The sequence below is a fragment of the Aestuariibaculum lutulentum genome (assembly GCF_032926325.1).
Lineage (GTDB): Bacteria > Bacteroidota > Bacteroidia > Flavobacteriales > Flavobacteriaceae > Aestuariibaculum > Aestuariibaculum lutulentum.
Window position 1 is genome coordinate 3,587,297 of the sequence record NZ_CP136709.1, and the last position, 23,921, is coordinate 3,611,217.

24 protein-coding genes are annotated in these 23,921 nt (G+C 35.8%); 9 read left to right on the forward strand and 15 right to left on the reverse strand.

Annotated elements, in window-relative coordinates:
* The first annotated feature begins 68 nt into the window (after positions 1-68).
* From clpB to deoC (R1X58_RS15220), 3 genes are all read left to right on the forward strand, one after another.
* Entirely contained in the window at positions 69-2,675 is a 2,607-nt protein-coding gene (clpB, locus tag R1X58_RS15210; protein ID WP_240573220.1) for an ATP-dependent chaperone ClpB, read from the forward strand.
* A 355-nt stretch (positions 2,676-3,030) separates the two neighbouring features.
* Positions 3,031-3,690: a deoxyribose-phosphate aldolase gene (deoC, locus tag R1X58_RS15215; RefSeq protein ID WP_240573221.1), complete on the forward strand. Its 660-nt coding sequence runs from the start codon at positions 3,031-3,033 to the stop codon at positions 3,688-3,690.
* Between the two features lie 139 nt (positions 3,691-3,829).
* The gene (deoC, locus tag R1X58_RS15220) at positions 3,830-4,477 is read left to right on the forward strand and encodes a deoxyribose-phosphate aldolase (RefSeq protein WP_240573222.1); all 648 of its coding nucleotides are present in this window, start codon (positions 3,830-3,832) and stop codon (positions 4,475-4,477) included.
* On the opposite strand, the gene R1X58_RS15225 is transcribed toward deoC (R1X58_RS15220), so the two are convergent.
* The 15 genes from R1X58_RS15225 to R1X58_RS15295 form a co-directional block, all read right to left on the reverse strand.
* Positions 4,478-5,335, reverse strand: a complete 858-nt coding sequence (locus tag R1X58_RS15225; protein WP_240573223.1) for a 5-oxoprolinase subunit C family protein — start codon at positions 5,333-5,335, stop codon at positions 4,478-4,480.
* The gene (gene pxpB / locus R1X58_RS15230) at positions 5,328-6,059 is read right to left on the reverse strand and encodes a 5-oxoprolinase subunit PxpB (protein WP_240573224.1); all 732 of its coding nucleotides are present in this window, start codon (positions 6,057-6,059) and stop codon (positions 5,328-5,330) included. Before pxpB ends, R1X58_RS15225 begins: the two co-directional genes overlap by 8 nt.
* A 4-nt stretch (positions 6,060-6,063) precedes the next feature.
* The gene (pxpA, locus tag R1X58_RS15235) at positions 6,064-6,804 is read right to left on the reverse strand and encodes a 5-oxoprolinase subunit PxpA (RefSeq protein WP_240573225.1); all 741 of its coding nucleotides are present in this window, start codon (positions 6,802-6,804) and stop codon (positions 6,064-6,066) included.
* Positions 6,805-6,908: 104 nt separating this feature from the next.
* Positions 6,909-8,444 (reverse strand): YifB family Mg chelatase-like AAA ATPase, encoded by a 1,536-nt coding sequence (locus R1X58_RS15240; RefSeq protein ID WP_240573226.1) that lies wholly within the window; start codon positions 8,442-8,444, stop codon positions 6,909-6,911.
* Between the two features lie 143 nt (positions 8,445-8,587).
* Positions 8,588-9,856 (reverse strand): alginate export family protein, encoded by a 1,269-nt coding sequence (locus R1X58_RS15245; RefSeq protein WP_240573227.1) that lies wholly within the window; start codon positions 9,854-9,856, stop codon positions 8,588-8,590.
* 62 nt (positions 9,857-9,918) lie between these two features.
* The gene (locus R1X58_RS15250; protein ID WP_240573228.1) at positions 9,919-10,743 is read right to left on the reverse strand and encodes an ABC transporter ATP-binding protein; all 825 of its coding nucleotides are present in this window, start codon (positions 10,741-10,743) and stop codon (positions 9,919-9,921) included.
* Positions 10,744-10,755: 12 nt separating this feature from the next.
* A complete protein-coding gene (locus R1X58_RS15255) occupies positions 10,756-11,601 on the reverse strand; it encodes an ABC transporter ATP-binding protein (protein WP_240573229.1) in 846 nt (281 codons plus the stop codon).
* Positions 11,602-11,634: 33 nt separating this feature from the next.
* The gene (locus R1X58_RS15260) at positions 11,635-12,741 is read right to left on the reverse strand and encodes an ABC transporter permease (RefSeq protein WP_240573230.1); all 1,107 of its coding nucleotides are present in this window, start codon (positions 12,739-12,741) and stop codon (positions 11,635-11,637) included.
* Positions 12,742-12,846: 105 nt separating this feature from the next.
* Positions 12,847-14,235, reverse strand: coding sequence for a CmpA/NrtA family ABC transporter substrate-binding protein (locus R1X58_RS15265; RefSeq protein WP_240573231.1), 1,389 nt, complete (start codon positions 14,233-14,235; stop codon positions 12,847-12,849).
* A gap of 320 nt (positions 14,236-14,555) precedes the next feature.
* The gene (locus tag R1X58_RS15270; protein WP_240573232.1) at positions 14,556-15,275 is read right to left on the reverse strand and encodes a cytochrome c3 family protein; all 720 of its coding nucleotides are present in this window, start codon (positions 15,273-15,275) and stop codon (positions 14,556-14,558) included.
* A 10-nt stretch (positions 15,276-15,285) separates the two neighbouring features.
* Positions 15,286-16,314, reverse strand: coding sequence for a ferredoxin--NADP reductase (locus R1X58_RS15275; RefSeq protein WP_240573233.1), 1,029 nt, complete (start codon positions 16,312-16,314; stop codon positions 15,286-15,288).
* Between the two features lie 6 nt (positions 16,315-16,320).
* Positions 16,321-16,800: a hypothetical protein gene (locus R1X58_RS15280; RefSeq protein WP_240573234.1), complete on the reverse strand. Its 480-nt coding sequence runs from the start codon at positions 16,798-16,800 to the stop codon at positions 16,321-16,323.
* A 54-nt stretch (positions 16,801-16,854) separates the two neighbouring features.
* Positions 16,855-17,682 (reverse strand): c-type heme family protein, encoded by an 828-nt coding sequence (locus R1X58_RS15285; protein WP_240573235.1) that lies wholly within the window; start codon positions 17,680-17,682, stop codon positions 16,855-16,857.
* Positions 17,683-17,700: 18 nt separating this feature from the next.
* Positions 17,701-18,114: a globin family protein gene (locus tag R1X58_RS15290; RefSeq protein WP_240573236.1), complete on the reverse strand. Its 414-nt coding sequence runs from the start codon at positions 18,112-18,114 to the stop codon at positions 17,701-17,703.
* Positions 18,115-18,379: 265 nt separating this feature from the next.
* Positions 18,380-19,090: a Crp/Fnr family transcriptional regulator gene (locus R1X58_RS15295; RefSeq protein ID WP_240573237.1), complete on the reverse strand. Its 711-nt coding sequence runs from the start codon at positions 19,088-19,090 to the stop codon at positions 18,380-18,382.
* A gap of 195 nt (positions 19,091-19,285) precedes the next feature.
* Between R1X58_RS15295 and R1X58_RS15300 the strand changes: the two genes are divergently transcribed.
* Genes R1X58_RS15300 through R1X58_RS15325 form a run of 6 tightly spaced genes read left to right on the forward strand, consistent with a single transcriptional unit; the run spans position 19,286 to position 23,909 of the window.
* Positions 19,286-20,464 (forward strand): molybdopterin molybdotransferase MoeA, encoded by a 1,179-nt coding sequence (locus R1X58_RS15300; RefSeq protein ID WP_240573238.1) that lies wholly within the window; start codon positions 19,286-19,288, stop codon positions 20,462-20,464.
* A gap of 13 nt (positions 20,465-20,477) precedes the next feature.
* Positions 20,478-20,816 carry a winged helix-turn-helix domain-containing protein gene (locus R1X58_RS15305; protein WP_240573239.1) on the forward strand — a complete coding sequence of 113 codons (339 nt, stop codon included), beginning with the start codon at positions 20,478-20,480 and terminating at the stop codon, positions 20,814-20,816.
* Between the two features lie 16 nt (positions 20,817-20,832).
* Positions 20,833-21,576, forward strand: a complete 744-nt coding sequence (locus R1X58_RS15310; protein ID WP_240573240.1) for a sulfite exporter TauE/SafE family protein — start codon at positions 20,833-20,835, stop codon at positions 21,574-21,576.
* A gap of 1 nt (position 21,577) precedes the next feature.
* Positions 21,578-22,378, forward strand: coding sequence for an NTP transferase domain-containing protein (locus R1X58_RS15315; protein WP_240573241.1), 801 nt, complete (start codon positions 21,578-21,580; stop codon positions 22,376-22,378).
* A 5-nt stretch (positions 22,379-22,383) separates the two neighbouring features.
* Positions 22,384-23,466 carry a HesA/MoeB/ThiF family protein gene (moeB, locus tag R1X58_RS15320; protein WP_240573242.1) on the forward strand — a complete coding sequence of 361 codons (1,083 nt, stop codon included), beginning with the start codon at positions 22,384-22,386 and terminating at the stop codon, positions 23,464-23,466.
* Entirely contained in the window at positions 23,466-23,909 is a 444-nt protein-coding gene (locus R1X58_RS15325) for a molybdenum cofactor biosynthesis protein MoaE (RefSeq protein WP_240573243.1), read from the forward strand. Before moeB ends, R1X58_RS15325 begins: the two co-directional genes overlap by 1 nt.
* The last annotated feature ends 12 nt before the right edge of the window (positions 23,910-23,921 follow it).

The window sequence follows — 23,921 nt, forward strand, 5'->3', positions numbered from 1 at the left end:
TTATTGAATGTGTAAAGAAACTAAATTTTAATGAATCGCTCCGGCGAAACACAAATAAAAGAACACTTATGAACTTACATAATTATACCATTAAATCGCAAGAAGCCATACAACAGGCGCAGCAAATAGCGCAAGGCTTCAGCAATCAACAAATAGAAAACGAACACCTGTTTAAAGGTATTCTTGAGGTTGATGAAAATGTACTCCCATTCATTTTAAAAAAACTGAATGTAAATATTAGCATCTTAGAACAGGCATTAGACAAACAAATTGAAAGTTTCTCTAAAGTTACTGGCAGTGAATTAATGCTATCTCGTGAAGCGGGAAAAACACTCAATGAAGCCTCTATTATTGCTAAAAAGATGAAAGATGAATATGTTTCAATAGAACATTTAATCATCGCTATTTTTAAATCGAATAGTAAAATAGCCCAAATGCTAAAAGACCAAGGCGTTACCGAAAAAGCCTTGACTGCAAGTATTCAGGAATTACGTAAAGGCGAAAATGTAACTTCTCAAAGCCAAGAGGAAACCTATAACGCCTTGAATAAATATGCAAAAAATCTAAATCAGTTAGTTAAAGACGGCAAACTAGATCCGGTTATTGGTCGTGATGAAGAAATTCGTAGAATACTTCAAATTCTGTCACGCCGAACCAAAAACAATCCTATTCTCGTAGGTGAACCCGGAACTGGTAAAACAGCCATTGCCGAAGGTTTAGCACACAGAATTGTGGACGGCGACATTCCTGAAAACCTAAAAGACAAACAAATTTTCGCTCTGGATATGGGTGCTTTAATAGCAGGCGCCAAATACAAAGGCGAATTTGAAGAACGCTTAAAAGCCGTTGTTAAAGAAGTAACAACCAGCGAAGGTGATATTGTATTATTTATCGATGAGATTCACACTCTTGTTGGTGCTGGTGGTGGTCAAGGCGCTATGGATGCCGCAAACATCTTAAAACCAGCCTTAGCACGTGGTGAACTGCGTGCCATAGGTGCCACTACGTTAGACGAGTATCAAAAATACTTTGAAAAAGATAAAGCCTTAGAGCGACGTTTCCAAAAAGTAATGGTTGATGAACCCGATACTGAAAGCGCCATCTCGATTTTACGCGGTATTAAAGAAAAATATGAAACTCACCATAAAGTTCGTATTAAAGACGAAGCCATTATTGGTGCTGTAGAATTATCTCAACGCTACATCACTAATCGATTCTTACCAGACAAAGCTATAGACTTAATGGATGAGGCGGCTTCAAAATTACGTATGGAAATTAACTCGAAACCAGAAGAACTTGATGTTTTAGACAGAAAGATTATGCAATTGGAAATCGAGATTGAAGCTATTAAACGCGAAAAAGACGAAGCTAAATTAAAAGCCTTACAGGCCGATTTAGCCAATATTAAAGAACAACGTAACGAGATTAACGCGAAGTGGAAAAGTGAAAAAGAAGTTGTAGATAATATTCAAAACACAAAACAGGATATTGAAAACTATAAACTGGAAGCCGAACGTGCTGAGCGTGACGGTGACTATGGCAAAGTAGCCGAATTGCGTTATGGTAAAATAAAAGAAGCTCAGGAGCAATTAGAAGACTACCAAAAACAATTGAAAGCACAGTCTGAAAACTCTTTAATTAAAGAAGAAGTTACTTATGATGATATTGCCGAAGTTGTTGCAAAATGGACCGGAATTCCTGTAACCAAAATGCTCCAAAGCGAACGCGAAAAGCTCTTAAAACTTGAAGACGAATTACATAAACGCGTAGTTGGACAAGAAGAAGCCATTGAAGCTGTGAGTGATGCCGTTCGCAGAAGTCGTGCAGGGTTGCAAAATCCTAAAAAGCCAATTGGAACCTTCTTATTTTTAGGAACAACAGGAGTTGGTAAAACCGAATTAGCAAAAGCATTGGCTGAATATCTGTTTGATGACGAAAACGCCATGACACGTATCGATATGAGCGAATATCAGGAACGCCACGCAGTAAGCCGTTTAGTTGGTGCGCCTCCAGGATATGTTGGTTACGACGAAGGTGGTCAGTTAACCGAAGCTGTAAGACGCAAACCGTATTCTGTTGTGTTATTGGATGAAATCGAAAAAGCGCATCCGGACACCTTCAACATCTTATTACAGGTATTGGATGAAGGTCACTTAACAGATAACAAAGGACGTGTAGCTGACTTTAAAAACACTATTATTATTATGACATCAAATATTGGTAGTCAAATAATCCAAGACCGTTTTGAAGCCACTAAAGACCTTGATTCTGCAATTGAATCAGCTAAAGTTGACGTGCTTGCTTTATTAAAACAAAGTGTGAGACCAGAGTTTTTAAACCGTATAGACGACACCATTATGTTTACACCTCTATCTAAGGAAAACATTAAGGATATTGTAGGCTTACAACTAAAGAGCATCACTAAAATGATTAACAAACAAGGCATCACTTTTGATGCCACTCAGGAAGCGATTGATTATTTAGCCGAAAAAGGATACAATCCTGAATATGGCGCCAGACCTGTAAAACGTGTTATTCAAAAAGAAGTTTTAAATGCTTTAAGTAAAGAAATACTCGCAGGAACGGTAAATACCGATAGTATTATTTTATTGGATGCTTTTGATGACAAACTTGTATTTAGAAATCAAAGTGATTTGGTTTCACAAGAAGTCTAACTCCAAACTTATTAATTAAAAACAAAAGGTTACCAAAAGGTAACCTTTTGTTTTATACATAAACCACAACTCCACAAATAGACATCAAACACCACTAAATCAAATAATTACAAGTAACATAAAGACAAAATACAAATAAATCAGTTGTTTTTTCTTTCATTATAAATTAAAATTTTATAATTTAACATAGCACCAATTACAATAATCTAAAAACTATACTGTTAATAAAATGAGCCTAAAACAATAAAAAAACGTTAGTTAAAATTAGTTAAATTTGCCCTCAAACGTAGTCCCCAAAACTACACTACTCGTATATAAAACGAGAATTAATAGCATTTAAAACCTACTCATCCCTATGAATATATCTAAGCATATAGAATATACTCTTTTAAAACCTACAACAACAGAACGCGAAATTATCGACCTTTGTTACGAGGCTATTCAAAACGATTTTTACGGCGTTTGCATTAACAGCTCTTACGTAGCTTTAGCAAGTCAACTACTTGAAAACTCTCCTACCAAAGTCTGTTCGGTTGTCGGATTCCCATTTGGCGCTATGTCTACCGAAGCTAAAGTTTTTGAAGCAAAAAAAGCTATTGAGGACGGTGCTGAAGAAATTGAAATGGTTATTAATTTAGGCTTCTTAAAAAGCAAAAATTACGTTTCTGTTTTAAAAGACATCAGCGACGTTAAAATGGCAATTGGAAATACTACACTTAAAGTTATTTTAGAGATTTCAGAATTAAATAAAAATGAAATTATTAAGGCTTGTGAAATCTGTTTAGATGCCAATGTCGATTTCATTAAAACATCCAGTGGGTTTTCAAAAGGTGGCGCCACATTAACCGCAACAAAAATTATTAAGAAAACCATAAAAGATGCTGCAAAAATAACGGCGTCCGGCGATATTGAAGATCTTGAGACCAGCATGAAATATCTGGAAGTAGGTGTGCACCGTATTGGCTTTAACGCACTTCTTAATAAAAAAAACAAAAAAGCAAGACCTATCTTATAGTCTAAGTTAGCTTATAAAAAATCACCTTTAAGTTTAGTAAATATTAATACCTTTGTTGCGTTAATTTTTTTACACGTAAATTGTATTATATTTACTAAACTTATTTACTTACACCTCTTTAAGTATAACCGCAATTATTATGACACACCTAAGCAGTTATATAGACCACACTCTTTTAAAGCCTACAGCTACCGAAGCTGAGATTATAAAGTTATGTGAAGAAGCAAAGAAATTCAGATTTTTCTCGGTGTGCACCAATAGTTACTTTACTTCATTAGCCAAAGAACACACCAAAAACAGCAATGTAAAGGTTTGTACTGTCGTTGGATTTCCATTAGGTGCCATGAGTACCGAAGCCAAAATTTACGAAACCATACAAGCCCTAAAAGATGGTACCGATGAAATTGACATGGTCATTAATTTAGGTTTACTAAAAGCCAAAGATTATACAGGTGTGGTTAGAGATATTGCTTCGGTTAAAAACCGACTACCAAATCAGGTTTTAAAAGTTATTATTGAAACCTGCTACTTAACTGATGATGAAATCATAAAAGCTTGCGAGCTAACCATTCAAGCAGGTGCCGATTTTATAAAAACCTCTACAGGATTTGGTCCGCATGGCGCAACACTTGAACATGTAAAACTTATGAAATCTACAGCAAACGGTCGTGCAAAAATTAAAGCTTCAGGTGGCATAAAAGATTTTAAAACCGCCATAGAATATATTAAACTTGGAGTCGATCGCATAGGAACATCGGCAGGCATTACCATTGTTACTGGAAAGTAATTATTTTAAATATTCCAATAAGCGAAACTGAATCGCATCTCCTGTAAACTTTTGCGCTAAAATATTGATCGACGATTCTTTTAGTTGAAACACTCTTGGATACCCTCCTGTAGTCTGACAATCTCGCATTAAAACAATCAGCTGCCCCGAAGGTGTCAATTGCACGGTGCCTGGCAATACAGGAGATGTTATAATCGGTTTTAAAGCATTCTCTAAGCGCTCTTCTAACTGATACGCCATACGACTATTATTTTTTGAAACTGAAAATATATTTGAAGTCAAAAACTCTTGCTGTTCCTGGGTTAATAAATCAAATTCCGGCCCCTTAAGCACCTCAATGAAATGACTTTCAAAAACATCATCTTTAACTTTAATTAAGGAGTGTTTATTCATTGAAAACGAAGTTTTTGCATTAATTTCAATAATATCATTTTTCAATAAAACATTTTGCTTTGTAATCCCTTTATACATACTTCGGCTCCCCAGCACCTCCTTAGAAAGAAATCCACCTAAAACACCAAGATAACCCCGAATGCCTTTTTCGAATTTCTCAAAAGAAAGCACATCCCCCTCGTGTATTTCAATAGGTTTATTTTGTTCAACCAGCCTATCATTAACCTTAGGATTCATATGTGCTCCTGCAACACAAATAAACGTATTACATTCAAACTGAAGCGTTACCCCCGTCATGGTCATTTCAATAACCGCTAAGTCAGATGCATTTCCTAAAACCACATTTGCCAAACCTGCCGAATAGCGATCCATGACTCCTGAATACGGCACACCATATTGCTGACAATTGAATCTTCCAAAGTCCTGAATACTACTATAAAAACCAGGTTTTAAAACTTTAACCATAAACCTCCTTACTTTCTACTTGATACAACCCGGCTTCAACCAATGCCTTTATGCCATTATACTCTTCAAGAGATACCGGTTTGAATTTTATTTTATCTCCTGGCTTAACAAAACACGGTAATTTCTTATCTATATCAAACAAAGATACAGGCGTGTTCCCTATAATATTCCAGCCACCAGGACTTGCCATTGGATAAATTCCAGTTTGATTTCCTCCAATAGCCACGGCTCCTTTTTCGACTTGTAATCGTGGGGTTGATTTTCGAGGCGTATTCAGCCTTTCATTCAGGCCTCCTAAATATAAAAATCCAGGTAAAAAACCGATAAAATAAGTTGTGTAAATCGATTCGGAATGCAGCTGAATAATTTCGGATTTAGACATCTTTTTTTGTTCGGACAACTCCTCTAAATCCAGCCCTAAAACATCATCGTAACACACAGGAACTACCCATTGCCTAAAACTTAGTTCTTCAGCCTCACTTTTCTTATCATAGATTTTCTTTATAGTTGATATTTCAGGTTTTAAATTTTCAACACAAAAATCATAAATAACTAATAATGAGCAATATGATTGCTTAACCTCAAGTATTTGTTTAAGATTAAATTTTTCAATTTTCAACTTAAAACTAAGCACATCTTTTAAAATATTCTCGCTTATTTCCTGTGGCCATTCTATTAGAACAGCACGTTCACCATAGAGTTTATACGATAGATTATACTTCATAAACCTAATAAACTTTCACTCCTTTTTCTTCCAACTTTTTCCAAAGATTTTCAACCAGTTTTATGGCTTCAACATTATCGCCATGCACACAAATGGTATCTACCCGAATCGGCACTTTAATACCATCTAAAGTTTTAACTTCTCGCATAGAAATCATCCTGTAAACATGCTCAAACATCTCATCTATATCATGAATTAAAGCTTCCTTTTTCGCCCTGGAAACTAAAGACAAATCATCATTATAATTTCTATCTGCGAACACTTCATAAACAATCGGGATATTATGCTGCACAGCTAAATCTGCTATTACCGAACCGTACGGAACATACAACTGAACTGGCATAGCATAAGTTTTCACAACCTCAATAATTACCTCAGCTAACTTTTTATCGGCCGCAGCCATATTATAAAGCGCTCCATGGGGTTTTATGTGATGCAAGTCTACCTGCTCTTCTTTTAAAACAACAAGCAAACTATCAATTTGATGCTTTATGGACGCAAACAATGCCGCACATGACATATCCATAGCTTGCCTACCAAAATTTTCCTTATCGGGAAATGAAGGATGAGCCCCAACTTTCACCTGATGCTCTTTTGCTAATTTCACGACCTTGCTCATTGTTACTTCATCTCCTGCATGTCCACCACAAGCAATGTTACAGGAAGACAAAAATGGCATTAACTGCGCCTCATTATCTATGCCCTCACCCACATCGGCATTAATATCCACATGAAATAATTCCATAGCCTTAGTTTTATTTTATAAAGAAAGAAGATTAAAACTAAGCAAATCTATTGAATATTCATTTCAACGACACTAGAGAAAACCAATAAAATTTCAGATAAAAATTACCCTAACCAACCTTCCCGGTCCAAACTACGATACTGAATAGCTTCACTTATATGAGATCCGTTCACCTCTTCAGAAGCTTCCAAATCGGCAATTGTTCTAGCCACCTTTAAAATTCTGTCATAAGCTCTGGCCGATAAATTTAATCGCTCCATCGCTGTTTTGAGTAACATCTTTGAAGCTTCATCCAACACACAATATTTTCGAATTTGTTTCGTATTCATCTGAGCATTATAATGAACCGAATCTGATTCTAAAAATCGTCTGGTTTGAATCGCTCTGGCCTCGGTTACACGTTTCCTGATATCTACCGAAGATTCACTTTTTCGATCTTCTGAAAGCTTTTCAAATGGTACCGGCGTGACTTCTATATGAATATCGATACGATCTAACAATGGCCCTGAAATTTTACTTAAATACCGTTGCATTTCAGCCGGACTTGACATTACTGGCGCATCCGGATCGTTAAAATATCCGCCCGGACTTGGATTCATACTCGCTACCAACATAAACGATGACGGATAGGTTACCGTAAATTTCGCTCTTGAAATTGTAACTTCCCGATCTTCCAGAGGCTGACGTAACACCTCTAAAACACTGCGTTTAAATTCAGGTAATTCATCTAAAAACAACACACCATTATGCGACAGCGATATTTCTCCCGGTTGCGGAAAAGCTCCACCACCAACCAGCGCAACATCGCTAATCGTGTGGTGCGGACTTCGAAACGGACGCTGCGCCATCAATCCACTATCTTTTACACGACCAACAACCGAATGTATTTTTGTAGTTTCTAAAGCCTCATGCAATGTCATAGGTGGCAAAATACTTGGTAAACGTTTCGCTAACATGGTTTTTCCTGCTCCTGGCGGACCAATTAAAATAATATTATGCCCACCTGCAGCTGCAATTTCCATACAGCGTTTAATCCCTTCCTGTCCTTTAACATCGCTAAAATCGAATTCCGGGAATTCTAAGTTTTTATAAAACTCATCTCTAGTATTGATTATGGTTTGCTCAAGAGGCTCACCTTTATCAAAATAATCAATGACCTGTTTGATATTATCTACCCCATACACTTCCAAATTATCAACTATGGCAGCTTCTTTAGCATTTTGGCTAGGCAGAATAAAACCTTTAAAACCTTCTTCGCGCGCTTTAACAGCAATAGGCAAAGCTCCTTTTATCGGCTGCAAACTTCCATCTAATGAAAGTTCTCCCATAATTAAATACTTTTCTAAATTTTCTGCTTTAATTTGTTTGGATGCTGCTAAAATACCAATAGCCAAAGTTAAATCGTAGGCACTACCTTCCTTCCGTAAATCGGCAGGCGCCATGTTGATGGTGATTTTCTTTCCGGGAATTTTATAGCCGTTATTCTGCAATGCAGCCGCAATGCGATAATTACTTTCTTTTATTGCATTATCCGGCAACCCTACCAAATGATAGCCAATACCTGAATCAACATTAACCTCTACAGTGATTGTTGTGGCTTCGACACCAAAAACGGCACTTCCAAATACTTTTTTCAGCATACATCTTAATTTTCCCTTATAAATGTAAGAAAAGTATTTTAAACCACTCTAAATCAACAACAAATCAAAAAATCCCGCATAAAAGCGGGATTCCGTTAGAGTCAATAAAAATTATTCTCTCAATTTATATAGACACTTTTTAATTAGTTTAAGAATTTAGGTTTAAGCACTAACATCGCCCAAGCCCAGTTTTGTCCATCGGCAGCCGCATCCTCAGACACACCTTTTAACTCATACATACCATCTGCTGCAAACATTTGTGAATACCCCATAACTAAGGCATAACCTTTAAATTTCTTAGTAAATACCAAATCTATTTCTGTTCCTAAGGCTTTATCTCCGCTTGGTAAATCCTGCTCTCCACTAAAGTTTAAAGCTTTAACCAATAAACTTGAAGTTTCACTTAAGGTGAAATTCGCACTAATATGCACATCGAATAACCCTACTGAATTCGCATGATTTCCTACGTAGAAATAATCCATAAACCCGTTAAATTTATGATTGGTTCCGTATAACGGGAAGAACGCTCCGGTTTCTCCAGCATCTCCATCATTTCCACTGATGATTTCAAGACCCGCACCTAAACCAACCTTAGAAGAAGCTTTAAAACTTAAATCAAGTCCTACTAAATAAGCTCCTTTTACATCAACCTCTCCTTGTCTTTGTCCAGTTTGAAGAAATGCATTCGCAGCCACTCCAAAACCTCCGGCTTTATAATTTAAATGTGCTCCAAAGGTTTGTAAATTACTTGTTCCGTCTGGTGCATCGGTATCATCAAATTCCTGAAAACCATTATTCATAAATAATAAGCTTCCTGATAGTTTTTCCCAAGCCTGACTTAAATGCGCCATCTGCATGGTTTTATACGAGAAGAAACCTGTAGTATTATAAGCTGTACTGGTATTCACAAACCCAGCTGGATTTGAATAATCCTGATTGAAAGCAAAAGCTACATCCAATGCAAATTTTTCCTTTTTATATTTCAACAAAGCAGCATCGTGATTACGTCCCTGCTGTGCCCAATCCAGACCTCCTAAAATCCTTTGATCGTCGTAAGACAATACCTGACGTCCTAATTTTGTTGACCATCCAGAACCTAATTTAAGTTCTGCCCAAGCCTGAAATACAGCAAACGAGTTATTTTGATCGTAAGGCAAAATTTGTCTGTTTTCACCCCACACCATAACATCTTGCAGACTCAGATAAAATGTGTAAGCTTCAGAAGAGAATCCTGCATTTAAGCGTGCTCTGGTAGAAATTCCAAAACCAGCATCGGCATCATCAGCAATTAAACTCCCAAAGCCGTGACGGTACTCCGTTCTTGGACGGAATTCGCCATCTAAAGTAAATTGCGCATGTACGAATTGTAAGCATCCTAATATTAGCCCTAGAATTACATATTGTTTTTTCATGTGTTCGTTTTTAAGTTAAAAATTGGTTAGTTTGTTTTTATTTGGTTTGTTTTTTTATGTTTTTAATGCTCTAAGAAATCAATAAGATGTTTTCTGTATTTATAATAATCGTCGTGCTCTAAAACTGCTTTTCGGGTTCTTGGACGTTCAAAATCTATATTTAAAATATCCCCGATTTTTGCTTTAGGACCACTGGTCATCATCACCACACGATCTGCTAAAAAAATCGCTTCATCCACATCATGCGTAATCATAACCGCTGTAATTTTTTCTTTATTCCAGATTTCAATAAGAATATCCTGAAGTTCGCCACGTGTTAAAGAATCTAACATTCCGAAAGGCTCATCCAAAAGCAACACTTTGGGTTTAATAGCAAAAGCTCGAGCAATACCTACACGTTGCTGCATACCCTGAGATAAATCTGATGCTTTTTTATGAAAGGCATCTTCCAGGCCAACTTTTTGAAGATAATATTTAGCAATATCCGTACGTTGTGATTTTGTAGCATGCGGAAATACCTGATTCACACCCAACATCACGTTTTGCAATGAGGTCATCCAAGGCATTAAACTAGGCGCCTGAAAAATGACGCCTCGGTCTGGTCCCGGCCCTTTTATATGATGTCCTAATACCGAAATATTACCTCCTGAGATTTCATTTAAGCCTGCAATCATAGATAACATGGTAGTTTTACCACAGCCTGAATGCCCAATAATGGTAACGAATTCTTCCTTCATAATTTGAAGGTTTAAATCTTCAAGAACCACATAATCTCCTTTTGGAGTTGGATACACTTTTTTCAGGTGTTTTAAATCTAACATTACATCTTCGTGAAATGCAATACCGTTTTCGGTTACTATATCTGTATGTGCTGTATTTATAGTCATATTTTCCAAGTTTTAAAAGTGTCCGACAAAACTTTTCGGTGTTAAATCTGGTAATTCGTAAACTTCCTGATCTACAGATTTACGCTCATTTCCTATATCCATTAAGTATTCGATAATAGCATTTCTTGTTTCCTTAAAATTTGCATTATCATTAAGCTCGGTTTTATCACGCGGACGTTCAATATCAATTTTAAACTCTGGTCCTAAAGTCGCCTTTGGCCCCGGACGCAATGGAATAATGCGGTCTGCCATATAAATCCCTTCATCCACATCATTGGTGATTAATAAAGCAGTTCGCTTTTCTTTACCCCAGATGTTTAAAATTTCATCCTGAAGATTTCCTCGAGTTAAGGCATCTAAAGCCCCAAGTGGTTCATCCATAATAATCATTTCGGGTTTCATGGCTAACGCTCTTGCAACCGCCACACGCTGACGCATCCCCCCAGACAATTCTTTAGGTCTTTTATTTATCGCTGGCGTTAAATTCACCATCGCTACATACTCTGCAACAATCTCATGAAGTTCTTTTTTACTTTTCTTCGGAAAAGCTTCTTTCACAGCCATGTATATATTTTGACCAACAGTCAACCATGGCAACAGTGAGTAATTTTGAAAAATTACACCACGCTCATGACTTGTTCCTAAAACCGGTAAGCCTTTAAAAAGTACCTCACCTCTTGTTGGTTGTAATAAGCCATTTATCAAGTTTACTAAAGTTGTTTTACCACTCCCGGTAAACCCAACGATAGCTACAAATTCACCTTCTTCAATCGATAAATTGATATTTGAAAGCACCTCGGTTGCATGATCGCCTTGTCCGTAGGTTTTGTATACGTTATTTAGTTCTAAGTATGCCATTTTCTTAATTTTTTAAATATGAATTGCTACTTATTAAATTCCGCTGGTCTTATTGAATGATACGGTATTCTGAATGGTTAACATGATTCGATCTAATAAGAATCCTATACCACCGATTACAAACATGGCTACAATAATTTTCGAATTCGAATCGATAGCTCCATTCTGAAATTCCTCCCATACAAACGACCCTAAACCTGGACTCTGCGCTAATAATTCGATGGCAATAAGAACCATCCAAGCCACAGATAATGTGATTCTCAAACCTGTAAATATTAATGGTAATGAAGAAGGTAAAATCACTTTAAACACTTTCTGTACCGGTCCTAATTTCAAAACCTTAGCCACGTTGATGTAATCTTTATCTACCGATGCCACCCCCATAGCAGTATTTACTAAAGTCGCCCACATAGAACACAAACCAACACTTATAAATGAGATGATGAATGCACTATCGGAATTTGAATCTTTAGTCATCGTTTTCACAATCATGAACACTAATAACAACCACACTACAGGAGATACCGGTTTAAAAATCTGGATTAACCAGTTCACTGAACTTCTTAGTGTTTTGCTCAATCCTATGATAACTCCAATTGGCACTGCAATAACCAAGGCTAATAAAAATCCTGCAAACACTGTTTTTAAGCTGGTTAAAATCTGATCTACAAACGACGGACGCCCCGTATACACGATTGGATCTTTTCCTTCAGCAATACGTTTTGCATTTATTACTGCTGTTTTCTCTGCAAAAGCTGCTTTATCTGCACTAATTATTTGATGATCTCTTAATAACGATTTATACGATTCCCAAACTTGCGCAGGAGACGGTAATGTGTTAGGTTGGCAACTTATATCTCCAGAAGCTATACATGCTTTCATAGCATCTGCTGCCTCCTGCCCTTGTTCAGTTAAAGCTTTCTCAATCTTATAATCTGCTTCTATATTGTATAAAGATTTAGCCCCCATGTGCCATAAGCCAATAAATAAGAATATGGAAGCGATTGGCACGACAACTTTTCTTAAGAAGTTTCTAAACCCTTCTTTATCTAATTCTCCGGTAAACAAGGATTTTAAAGTGATTAAAAATCCAAGTCCCATAAATTTGGTCACTCTATCTAATGTTATGCTCTGTTTCATCTGTTTATTTTTACTTATTAAAGTGGTCTTATGGAATTCGCCAGAATCGTTTTGGTTAATAACTTCTCTATTCTGACCATCCTCATGATTACTAAATTGAATATCTTATTTGTCTTTGTTTCCTATTTTGAAACTGTTTATATACCCAATCGGATCTTTTGCATCGTACGATGTTCCGTCAATAAAGTCTGTAGTTGCTGGTTTATATCCATCGGTTTGAGGAATATCTGAAGCTGGAATATATCCTTCTTCAACTAAAAGTGAAGCTGCTTTTTTCCAGATATCAGGTCTGTATATATCTTTAATCGTTTCAGCATACCAGTCAGCTGGTTTCGCTTCAGGAATTTGTCCCCAACGACGCATTTGAGTTAAGAACCAGATACCATCTGAATAGAAAGGATAGGTTGCATTGTACTTGTAGAATACGTTAAAGTCTGGCATTTCACGTTTATCTCCTTTTTCGAACTCGAACGTTCCAGTCATTGAATTTGCTAATACCACTTCGTCAGCTCCAACGTATTGAGGCATTGATAAGATTTTTACTGCTTCCGCTCTGTTTCCTGGTTCGTCTAACCATTTTCCTGCACGAATTAATGCTTTAGTAACTGCGATAGCCGTATTCGGGTTCTCTTCAACAAACTTCTTAGTCATTACAAATACTTTCTCTGGATTGTTTTTCCAGATATCATAGTTTGTAACTACCGGTACCCCAATACCTTTAAACACTGCTTGTTGATTCCATGGCTCACCTACACAATATCCGTAAATTGTTCCTGCTTCTAAGGTTGCAGGCATTTGTGGCGGAGGTGTTACAGATAATAATACTTCTGCATCAATTTGTCCTTGTACATTTTCTGCTGTATACATTCCAGGGTGAATTCCCGCTGCTGCTAACCAATATCTAATTTCATAGTTGTGTGTAGATACCGGAAATACCATTCCCATTTTAAAGGCTTTCCCACTATTTTTATAGTCCGCAATTACAGGTTTTAAGGCATCTGCCTTAATAGGATGAACTGGTTTACCGTCTTCTCCCATTGGTACATTAGCTTTCATTTTAGACCACACATCGTTAGACACTGTAATACCGTTACCATTTAAGTCCATTGAAAAAGCCGTTACCAGTTCCGCTTGTCTACCAAAACCAGCTCCTGCTGCAATTGGCTGCCCAGCCAACATATGCGATCCGTCTAACTGACCATCGATTACTCTATCTAATACATTTTTCCAGTTTGACTGCGCTTCTACGGACACAAATAAACCTTCATCTTCAAAGAAGCCTTTTTCTTTAGCAATGGCTAAAGGTGCCATATCTGTTAATTTTATAAAACCAAAGGTTAACTGAGGTTTCTCTATATCTAAAGTTTTTGTTTTAGATACATTCGCTGCGATATCTTCTGTAACCGCTTTCTTTTTAGAATCTTTTCCACCACAAGAAAATAGCAGTAATGAAACTGATAATGCCCATGCTGATTTTTTTAATACTGATTTCATATTGAAGGATTTTTAGTTTAACTAAGTATTAGTACTTATTTACTTAGCAAATATATACGTAGTTATTTAACCCTTCAATGGCATAGCACATGTAATATTATCTTTTTAAACATAAACAAACCTGCTAAAAACCATAAAAATAAATTAAAACACTGATTATAAATTAAATACAACACGTAAAAACAATACGTAATGCACATACGTACCATACGTAAAAAAATAAAAATCCGCTTAATTTTACTTAGAAAATCAGCGGATTTAATACAAAAGTGTTGGTTAAAGAAAAATTAAGACCTAAAACACTTATTAAAACATCACTTTTATTTGTTGATTTTATTTTTAAATTGCTCCAACCATTCCAACTCCGATAAACCTATATATTTTTTATCATCACCATATGGATCTGCCCCTCCTTGAAAATACTTCTCAATAGTTAGCATAGGTATAGTATCTTTTAATCTGGTAGCCACTTCATATTTATGATTACCATGAAAATCATGACATTGTATACAGGTTGTCCACTCTTCTTTTGCTATAAGCATGGCATGACTAATATCTAAAGGATCGTTCTCAACTTCAAGATCCTGATGGCAATTCATACAATAATCTGCTGTTGGAACTGAAACCCTTTCTTCGTGATGCTCCGAATGACACGTAATACAAGTTGTTGCATCAATAACCTTTATAGCATCACTAAATCGAGGTTCTGAAAAACGATATGATGGATGCCTATCATTAGGTCGGTCATGACATTGCAAACAATTATCAACAGTTACATCTTTTGTTCCGAAATCGACGCCTGTTTTTCTAAAACCAAAACTATGTGAAATATTAGACTGAACCTGCTGCCAAAGATTCCCTTTAGCATCTGCGTGACAAACCACGCAAGACATATCGCTATGCCCGGTATTCATAGGACCTATAGATACATACTTCTCTGAAGCATCAAGAGTTAATACAAAGAAAATAAATCCACCCAGCAAAAGTCCGAACACCCCGCCTATTATTTGTCTTTTTCTTAATGGATTTACTTTAAACATATTTTAAATATTAAAATTCAATAACAACCGACTCACTTTCCGGATAACTCACACAGGTTAATATTTTCCCTTGATCAACTTCACTTTGCTCTAGAATATGCCCTTCAACCATTTTAATATCACCGGATACACAAGTCGCTTTACAGGTAGAACACATACCAGACCTGCATGAATATGGTATAGCAATATTCTCGGACATCGCTTGTTGAAGTATAGACTTATCTCCCCTTACCTTTATACCATATGATTGATCTTTTATTTTAATAGTAACATTACTTAGCAAATCTTTACCCGTAACTTTCACCTTTGGCAACTTAAACACCTCCACCTTAATTTTTTCTCTGGTAATTCCATTCAAATTCAGAAGCTCTTTTACCTTCTCCATATAACCAAACGGACCACACACCATATAAACATAATCATCAAACTCAAGTTTGTGCTTTGAAAAAACACTGGTTAAAATAGTATTAGAAAGAAAACCCTGGTGATAATTTTCCGCCTTTAAATTTAAATTAGAAACAATATGTTCTACCTTAAATTGATCTGGATATATATTAGACAATTGCTTTATCTCTTCCGCAAAAATTATAGACGATTGCGTTTGATTCGCATAAAAAAGCAACACTTTTGAATCTACCTCTTTAACAAGAATCGACTGAATTATAGAGTATATAGGAGTTATCCCGCTTCCTCCGGCAAAAAACACATAGGTTTTTGCCTCCCCCTTTTTAGGCTCAACAAAAAAGGACCCCATAGGTTTATCAACCTCCAGCTTGTCTCCTACCTTTAAATTATCATGAACAAAATTAGACACAATACCTTTATCAACCCTTTTAATGGTTATTTTTAGGTCTCTATCTATATATGGACTACTACTAAAAGAATAAGCACGTTTATATATTTGACCGTTTATAGGTACGTGTATTGTTAAAAATTGTCCGGGTTTATATTTTAACTTATTAAATATGTTACCATTTTTAAAACAGACACTTAATGCATCATCTGTTTCTTTTATGATATCCGTTACTAATAATTTCATGTTTTATTATTTATAGTAAAAAACAACTCCTATATGAAATACCATAAGTACAGTAATAATTACTGAAAACAACACATGGAAAATCATCCAGCCTTTAAACAGCCAATCACTATTGTTTTTAATAACATCTAAATTCAAATACCCCAACAACGCATTTACAAAAAACAAATAGGTTAGCAAAGCCAAATACCCATACCCCGAAGCAATACTATGGATGTAGAAAAACAGCGGACTTAAGGCGCCAATCCATTTATGGATTAGTGCCATTTTAACTGAATATTTCCTAAACCTTTTAATAACTCTGGTTAAAGTTAACACCCACTGAAAAGTGATAAACAGCGCCAAAACCAAACCTGTCCAGCGTTTATACATTTCTCCCGTCTGCAGCTCCAGTAACCATTTCCATTCCAGTTTAAAAACAAACTGAATAAAGAAAAGTATGAGAAGTACAAGCCCGAGAAGGGTAGGTTTTTGTTTCAGATTCATTACAAACAGATTATCAACAAGAAGTATTTATTAATTTACAAATAAGCCAGCTTTTTATTTCATTGCTAACAGCTTATTCATGGTTTCATATGAAGCCAACTTTCTCACACTGTCAAGAAAGACTTCAGCCGTTGGTAAATAATTACCATCTGCCGGCCACTTATCTCCAATTACCGGTTTTTCACTATCCTTAAATGCTGCAATTTCATCGAGATACTCCATATAAATATCAATCGTACCTTTTGAATAAGAATTTAACACAGCCACTGTTTCTTTATATGACAATGAATCTTTTGGATACTGCCAGGTGGTAGCCCCCATAACATCGCCTAACTTCCAATCACTTTTTGTGGTTTGAGGATGAGCGTTATGACAACTTACACAGGCACCCGCACTGGCTAAATCAGCAAACATTGCGGTATGCAGCTTTTGCTCTTCATCAAAAAAATATTGAGGCTTTTGATCTTTCTTAATTTCTTCAAATAATGCAGCTTGCTTACCTTCAAATTTGTTAGCCTTGTTAACCGGGTGATCCGACCCTAAGTAAAGCCCTAGTGGCACAGGACTTTTTCTAATACTCGTTGCTACACCTCTCAAAAACAAAGCTGGTAATGGCCCTGCTTCCACATCATCCTTCCTCCAGTCTTCATCGAACTTCATACCCTGCAACTTTCCTTTACCTACAATTGCTTTTGTATATAAAGTTCTGGTTACGTCATTTTCTTTCGCAACCATTTCCAATACCTCATCTACAGAAAACACGTTTTCTTCTCCAGCATCGACAGTTGATTCTTCAGCCACACCACCACAAGACACTAAATTCAATACTACTAACTGAATTGTTAATACTTTTAAAACACTATATAATAATTTTGTTTTCATAATTCCCTTTTAATTAAATTAATAAGAAGCCTCAATCATGACCGTAGACATGGTTCCATATACCGAAGCCCAAGCCTCTTTTACTTCAGGTGTAAAATCATCACCCAAACCAGTTGCAAGCGTGTCTAATAAAGCTGCCCCAACGGTACTGTAGTGCTCAGGCGTTACATTATAACCTACATGACGCTTACCTAAATCCTGCAAAACGGGAATTAAAGCCTCCAGATTACTTAACCCAACAACTGCCGCTGCCAGCATAGTCATTAATTTATTGCCTTGAACTTTCATCGCTTCTTCACCGCTTGGAAACAAAGGTTTTAAAGCCGGATCTAACTCGAACAACTTAGAATAAAATATTTCAGCCGCTGTCGCAGCTATAGGCTTTACCTTTTCAAAAGACTCCTGAACTAAAGTGATTGTTTTCTGCTCCATAATTTTCATTATTATTTGGTTAGTATAATTTACTTAAAAATAGATACGTACTAATACGTAAACATATTTCAAATATATACGTAGTGCCTTTACTATTCAATGACATATCACACAACAACAACAGTTTTTAGTCAGAATAAAACCTGCAAAAAATCATAATTACTTCAAATCCCCCATTAAGCTTAAGTAAAGAACAAAAAAAAGCCACACGTAATACGTATGGCAATAACTAATAAAGCTGGCAAAGTACTTAAAACAAACTCTTCTAACTATCTAAAAAGAAATTATGTTCACTAATCTCCTTTTTCAATATATCTATATCATTAATTCCTATTTTTTTTCCTTTGGCGGTAATCAATTTTTCCTTTTTTAAAGCAGAAAACACTCTGATTACCTGTTCTTCTGTCGTTCCGGCGTAATCGGCGTATTCCTTTCTACTCAAAGTAACATCAAGAAATCCTTTATTAACTCCAAATTTTCTATTTATATATAATAAGGTATCTATAACACGTTCACGAACCGTCATTTGCGAAATAGATTTCACTTTAGATTCACTTTTATTTAGCTCGTTAGCGTAAAACAGCATAAAATCGTAAGCAAACTTAGGACTATTCAATAAAGCCTCTTGCAACATATATTTAGAAAAATAACACAGTACGGTATCTTCCAATGCAATAGCTCCAATAGAATAATACTCTTCAGTCCCAAACCCACGATGTCCAATAATTTCACCTTCACGAGCAAAACGAACAATTTGCTCTCTTCCATTTATACCTGTCCTAAAAACTTTAACCTTTCCTTTTAATACAAAAAACAAGCCATTAACAGGCGCACCCTCTATAATAAACTGCTGACCTTTTTTACATCGTAAATTATTCTTTTTAACTGTCAATTCAACACCATCCAAAGCCACCATATTACTTTTTATTAAGCAATTAACATTTTCACAGGTATGACACGATGTATTATACGGCATATTTTTACGGGTTGTGGTTGAAACTTTATGTCTCAGAATAGTGGTTTCCAACAAAAAAACTAATAATTAAACTTAAATAATAATTTCTACCTGAAACAAATATAAGTATTAATACTTAATAAACTATTGAAATTACGTATTTTTTATAATCATTATAAAATTATCGTTATATTTGCTAGTATATAACGACTTATTATGATATCAATTTCCGAAGCCATAGACATAGTAAAAAACAAGTGCTTACCATTACTAAAAGAGACGACTAAGCCTCTGGAGAAAGCAGGAGGATACAAATTAAGCAGCAACATTTACGCTCCTATTAACATGCCGCCTTTCAGGCAATCGGCAATGGACGGCTATGCTTTAAACTGGCATGATAAATTAACCTATACCGTTATTGGAGAAATAAAGGCAGGAGACAATCATCAACCTATCTTAAAAAAAGGAGAAGCCGTTAGAATTTTTACAGGCGCACCGGTTCCGGATTCTGCAAATACCGTTATTATGCAAGAAAAAGTATCCAGAAACGAAAACACAATTAAACTCGACGATCCCATTACCATAAACCTAAACATAAGAACCGTTGGCGAACAAGTTAAAAAAAGCCAGTTAGCGCTAGCTAAAGACACCAAACTAACACCTGCCGCCATAGGATACTTAAGTTCTTTGGGTATTAAAGAAGTTAATGTATACCAAAAACCTACCATTGCTATTATCGCAACAGGAAATGAATTAATAGAACCAGGTTTACATTTGGAATACGGCCAGATTTACGAAAGCAATTCAAAAATGCTTCTAAGTACATTGTACAGCTTAAAATTCTATGATGTAACACTTCACAAAGTAAAGGACGATTATAACGAAACTCTGAACACACTTGACAAGGTTATTAAAGGACATGATTTGGTTATTATTTCCGGAGGAATATCGGTTGGTGATTATGATTTTGTTGAAGAAGCATTAAAAGCTTTACATGTGGAAGAACATTTTTATAAAGTAAACCAAAAACCAGGAAAACCTTTGTTTTTTGGCACCAAAGAAGACACTTACATATTTGCTTTGCCTGGCAACCCCGCCGCATCGTTAACCTGTTTTTACATGTATGTTTTCACGGCCTTACAACGACTTATGAATAATGAATTCTATAAATTACCACGAATTCAGGTAAAGTCAGAATCGTTATTCAAAAAACACGGCGATCGCCCGCAATTTTTAAAAGCTATTTACAATGGTAATGCCGTTACCATATTAGAAGGACAAAGCTCGTCCATGCTGCAAACCTATGCCATTTGTAACGCTTTGGTTTTTATGCCAGGTGAACAATCTAAAATAAAAGTAGATGATTTAGTTGAAGTCATTCTGCTTCCCGTCTAAAATCTAATTTATCATGAGTTACAAGATAAAAAGTCGCATCTGGATTGAGCATGAAGATAATGTATTGTTGGGTGAAGGTCGCGTACAACTACTTAAAGCTATTAATGACACCGGTTCGCTTTCTAAAGCAGCAAAATCATTAAACATATCTTATAAAAAAGCCTGGGATTTAGTCGATTCTGTAAACAAATCAGCAAAGCAACCCGTTACCATAAACAGTATTGGTGGCAAAGGTGGTGGCGGTGCTGAATTAACCGAATATGGCAAATCATTAATTCAAGTTTTTGATGATATTAATAAAAACTGCTGGGAGTTTTTAGATCTGCAGCTAGAAAAAATCAAATCTCTTTAACCATTACCTCTACCATATGCTATTGGACAACCAAAATATATATGTTTTTCTATTTCTATTACCCGTTATATCCTTCCTATATGCCAGTGTCGGACACGGAGGAGCCAGCGGCTATCTGGCCTTAATGGCTTTGTTTTCGTTTGCTCCAGAAACAATGAAACCCACTGCCTTATTGTTAAATTTGTTTGTTGCCGGCATATCGTTTTACTATTACTATCGCGGTGGATTTTTCAATAAAAAACTATTCATTTCCTTTGCCATTACCTCAATCCCTCTGGCCTTTCTGGGAGGTACCATTGAAATTGATGCCTCTATTTACAAAAAAATATTAGCTGTTTTGTTAGTATTTGCCATTTTAAAAATGCTGAATTTCTTTGGAAAAGAAAATGACACTATAAAAGACGTTAAACTTTGGCAAGGATTAGTTGTTGGCGGTATAATTGGATTTTTTTCCGGACTCATTGGTATTGGTGGCGGTATCATATTAACACCAATTATTTTGCTACTGCATTGGGGCAAAATGAAAGAAGCCGCTGCGGTTTCAGCCCTGTTTATTTGGGTTAATTCTGCATCTGGGCTTATCGGACAACTAAGTAGCGGTATTACCTTAGAAAAGGAATCGTTTATTTTAGTAGCTATCGCGCTAATTGGAGGGGTTCTTGGAGGCTACTTAGGAAGTAAAAAAATCAACAATACAGCACTTCGTTATATTTTAGCTTTTGTTTTAGTTATTGCTTGTATTAAATTATTCTTTACTTAACATGATAACAAAAAACAACATAACAGGCATTATTCTTTCCGGCGGAAAAAGTAGTCGCATGGGAACAGACAAAGGCTTACTTACGCTTAACGGAAAACCATTTACCAAACATGTTATCGATGCTCTAGAACCCTTGGTTTCTGAAATTATTATAGTGTCTAACCATTCAGATTATGATATTTTTAATAAACGTAGAATTGAAGATATTATCACAGATTCCGGTCCCGTTGCAGGCATTGCTTCTGGATTAAAAGCATCGAAAACACCCTACAATGTGGTTTTAAGTTGCGATATTCCTTTAATAAAGCCCGAAGTCCTGCAAGTACTTATTAATCATATTTCTGATGACGTCGACATTATTCAAGTAGAAAGCCACGGAAAAACGATGCCTTTAGTTGCCATTTACAAATCAACCTGTGCTGAAACGTTTATTAATCTTTTAAACAATGATGAACGTCGATTGCGACATGCCGTAAATCAGTGTAAAGTAAAAACAATAACATTACCTTCTGAACTAGCCGATAGCGTCATGAACGTAAACACACCTGAGGAATTAAAACAATTAAAAATGACTATTAACATCAAGTATTTCGGACAAATCGCTGAAGTAACTCAAATCGATGAAGAAACGATTGAGCATACCAAAACAACGGTTACCGAATTAATAGAATCACTCACTTTAAAATATCCTAAATTAAAATTAAAAGACTTTAAAGTCGCTCAAAATAAAGAATTGGTTTCCAACGAAACCCTATTAACCGGCGAAGACATCGCCATATTACCTCCGTTTGCCGGAGGATAGATATTATGAATAGATATAGTAGACATATCATACTTTCCGAAATTGGTGAAAGCGGTCAAAACAAACTACTAAACGCCAAAGTTTTAGTTATTGGTGCCGGCGGTTTAGGTTGTCCAATCCTGCAATATCTTGCAGCTGCAGGTATTGGCACACTTGGTATTGTAGATTTCGATGTGGTTGATATTACCAACCTGCAACGTCAAATATTATTTGGCACAGCAACAGTTGGAACAAACAAAGCATTAGCAGCTAAACAACGTCTGGAAGATTTAAACGATAGCATTTCCATTATCGCTTATCAGGAAAGATTAAATCATAAAAATGCCTTAAAACTTTTCAAACAATACGACATTATTGTTGATGGTACCGACAACTTTGAAACTCGTTATTTAATAAATGACGCTTGTGTTATCAGCAACAAACCACTGGTTTTTGGAGCGATTTATAAGTTCGAAGGACAGGTTTCGGTATTTAATTACCAAAACGGACCAACTTACCGATGTCTGTTCCCTGAAGCTCCCGAAAAAAATACCGTTCCCAATTGTTCTGAAATTGGTGTTTTAGGGGTTTTACCAGGAATTATTGGCACGATGCAAGCAAACGAAGTGTTAAAAATCATTTTAGAAATAGGCAATACACTTTCTGGAAAACTGCTTTGCTACAATGCACTTAATAGCCAAACAATTGTTTTAAACATTTCAAAGAACAGTTATGAGATTGAAAAAACTCTAAAAAACAAAGACAGTTTTACATCAAAAACGACCGAAGTTTTTTGCGAAATAGAACCAAAAACAGTTTCTATTGAAGATATTTTAGATCAAAACAACATTCAGCTTATCGATATTAGGGAAGTCCACGAAACACCAAAAGTTGAAGGTTTAGCTGTTACGTTAATCCCTTTAAGTGAATTAAACCAACATCTAAACCAAATTCAACCAGATAAAGACAAATATATTTTTTGTCAGTCTGGTATCCGAAGCAAAAAGGCTGTTTCCATACTCCAGGATTTAAATATTAAAAACTGTTTCAGCCTAAAAGAAGGTGCTCCAGACATCATTGAATACCTAACACAACAAAATCAAAAATAATGACCGACAAAAAAATAAAAAACGTATTTCAGCAAGGTGCCATTTCATCAGAATTTATAGGAAATTCTATTGCTAAACATCAAACCAAAACCAGCATCGGTGCTCACAACATATTTTTAGGGCAGGTACGTGCCGATGTTATCGATGGTAAAACGGTTTCTGCCATTGAATACACAGCTTACGAAGATATGGCTAACGAAAAATTTCACGAGATTCGCGAATCGGCTTTTGATAAATTCGATTTAACCTGCATGCACATTTATCATAGTTTAGGCACAGTGAAAGCAGGCGAAATATGTTTATTCGTTTTTGTCTCTTCACCAAGACGAAAAGTTGTTTTTGAAGCTCTAGAATATATTGTTGAAAAAATAAAAGCCCAGGTTCCTGTTTTTGGAAAGGAAATTTTTGAAGACAACACGCATCAGTGGAAGAAAAACAATTAAACCCATAACGAT

What these genes read in the sequence shown, in the direction of transcription:
- R1X58_RS15325 (WP_240573243.1), top strand. Translation starts at nt 23,466, where the DNA reads ATGACCGACAAAAAAATAAAAAACGTATTTCAGCAAGGTGCCATTTCA.
- R1X58_RS15250 (WP_240573228.1), bottom strand. Translation starts at nt 10,743, where the DNA reads ATGACTATAAATACAGCACATACAGATATAGTAACCGAAAACGGTATT.
- deoC (WP_240573221.1), top strand. Translation starts at nt 3,031, where the DNA reads ATGAATATATCTAAGCATATAGAATATACTCTTTTAAAACCTACAACA.
- deoC (WP_240573222.1), top strand. Translation starts at nt 3,830, where the DNA reads ATGACACACCTAAGCAGTTATATAGACCACACTCTTTTAAAGCCTACA.
- R1X58_RS15255 (WP_240573229.1), bottom strand. Translation starts at nt 11,601, where the DNA reads ATGGCATACTTAGAACTAAATAACGTATACAAAACCTACGGACAAGGC.
- R1X58_RS15245 (WP_240573227.1), bottom strand. Translation starts at nt 9,856, where the DNA reads ATGAAAAAACAATATGTAATTCTAGGGCTAATATTAGGATGCTTACAA.
- R1X58_RS15260 (WP_240573230.1), bottom strand. Translation starts at nt 12,741, where the DNA reads ATGAAACAGAGCATAACATTAGATAGAGTGACCAAATTTATGGGACTT.
- R1X58_RS15290 (WP_240573236.1), bottom strand. Translation starts at nt 18,114, where the DNA reads ATGGAGCAGAAAACAATCACTTTAGTTCAGGAGTCTTTTGAAAAGGTA.
- R1X58_RS15295 (WP_240573237.1), bottom strand. Translation starts at nt 19,090, where the DNA reads ATGCCGTATAATACATCGTGTCATACCTGTGAAAATGTTAATTGCTTA.
- R1X58_RS15280 (WP_240573234.1), bottom strand. Translation starts at nt 16,800, where the DNA reads ATGAATCTGAAACAAAAACCTACCCTTCTCGGGCTTGTACTTCTCATA.
- R1X58_RS15310 (WP_240573240.1), top strand. Translation starts at nt 20,833, where the DNA reads ATGCTATTGGACAACCAAAATATATATGTTTTTCTATTTCTATTACCC.
- R1X58_RS15265 (WP_240573231.1), bottom strand. Translation starts at nt 14,235, where the DNA reads ATGAAATCAGTATTAAAAAAATCAGCATGGGCATTATCAGTTTCATTA.
- R1X58_RS15285 (WP_240573235.1), bottom strand. Translation starts at nt 17,682, where the DNA reads ATGAAAACAAAATTATTATATAGTGTTTTAAAAGTATTAACAATTCAG.
- R1X58_RS15275 (WP_240573233.1), bottom strand. Translation starts at nt 16,314, where the DNA reads ATGAAATTATTAGTAACGGATATCATAAAAGAAACAGATGATGCATTA.
- pxpB (WP_240573224.1), bottom strand. Translation starts at nt 6,059, where the DNA reads ATGAAGTATAATCTATCGTATAAACTCTATGGTGAACGTGCTGTTCTA.
- R1X58_RS15240 (WP_240573226.1), bottom strand. Translation starts at nt 8,444, where the DNA reads ATGCTGAAAAAAGTATTTGGAAGTGCCGTTTTTGGTGTCGAAGCCACA.
- R1X58_RS15315 (WP_240573241.1), top strand. Translation starts at nt 21,578, where the DNA reads ATGATAACAAAAAACAACATAACAGGCATTATTCTTTCCGGCGGAAAA.
- R1X58_RS15270 (WP_240573232.1), bottom strand. Translation starts at nt 15,275, where the DNA reads ATGTTTAAAGTAAATCCATTAAGAAAAAGACAAATAATAGGCGGGGTG.
- R1X58_RS15225 (WP_240573223.1), bottom strand. Translation starts at nt 5,335, where the DNA reads ATGGTTAAAGTTTTAAAACCTGGTTTTTATAGTAGTATTCAGGACTTT.
- R1X58_RS15300 (WP_240573238.1), top strand. Translation starts at nt 19,286, where the DNA reads ATGATATCAATTTCCGAAGCCATAGACATAGTAAAAAACAAGTGCTTA.
- moeB (WP_240573242.1), top strand. Translation starts at nt 22,384, where the DNA reads ATGAATAGATATAGTAGACATATCATACTTTCCGAAATTGGTGAAAGC.
- R1X58_RS15305 (WP_240573239.1), top strand. Translation starts at nt 20,478, where the DNA reads ATGAGTTACAAGATAAAAAGTCGCATCTGGATTGAGCATGAAGATAAT.
- pxpA (WP_240573225.1), bottom strand. Translation starts at nt 6,804, where the DNA reads ATGGAATTATTTCATGTGGATATTAATGCCGATGTGGGTGAGGGCATA.
- clpB (WP_240573220.1), top strand. Translation starts at nt 69, where the DNA reads ATGAACTTACATAATTATACCATTAAATCGCAAGAAGCCATACAACAG.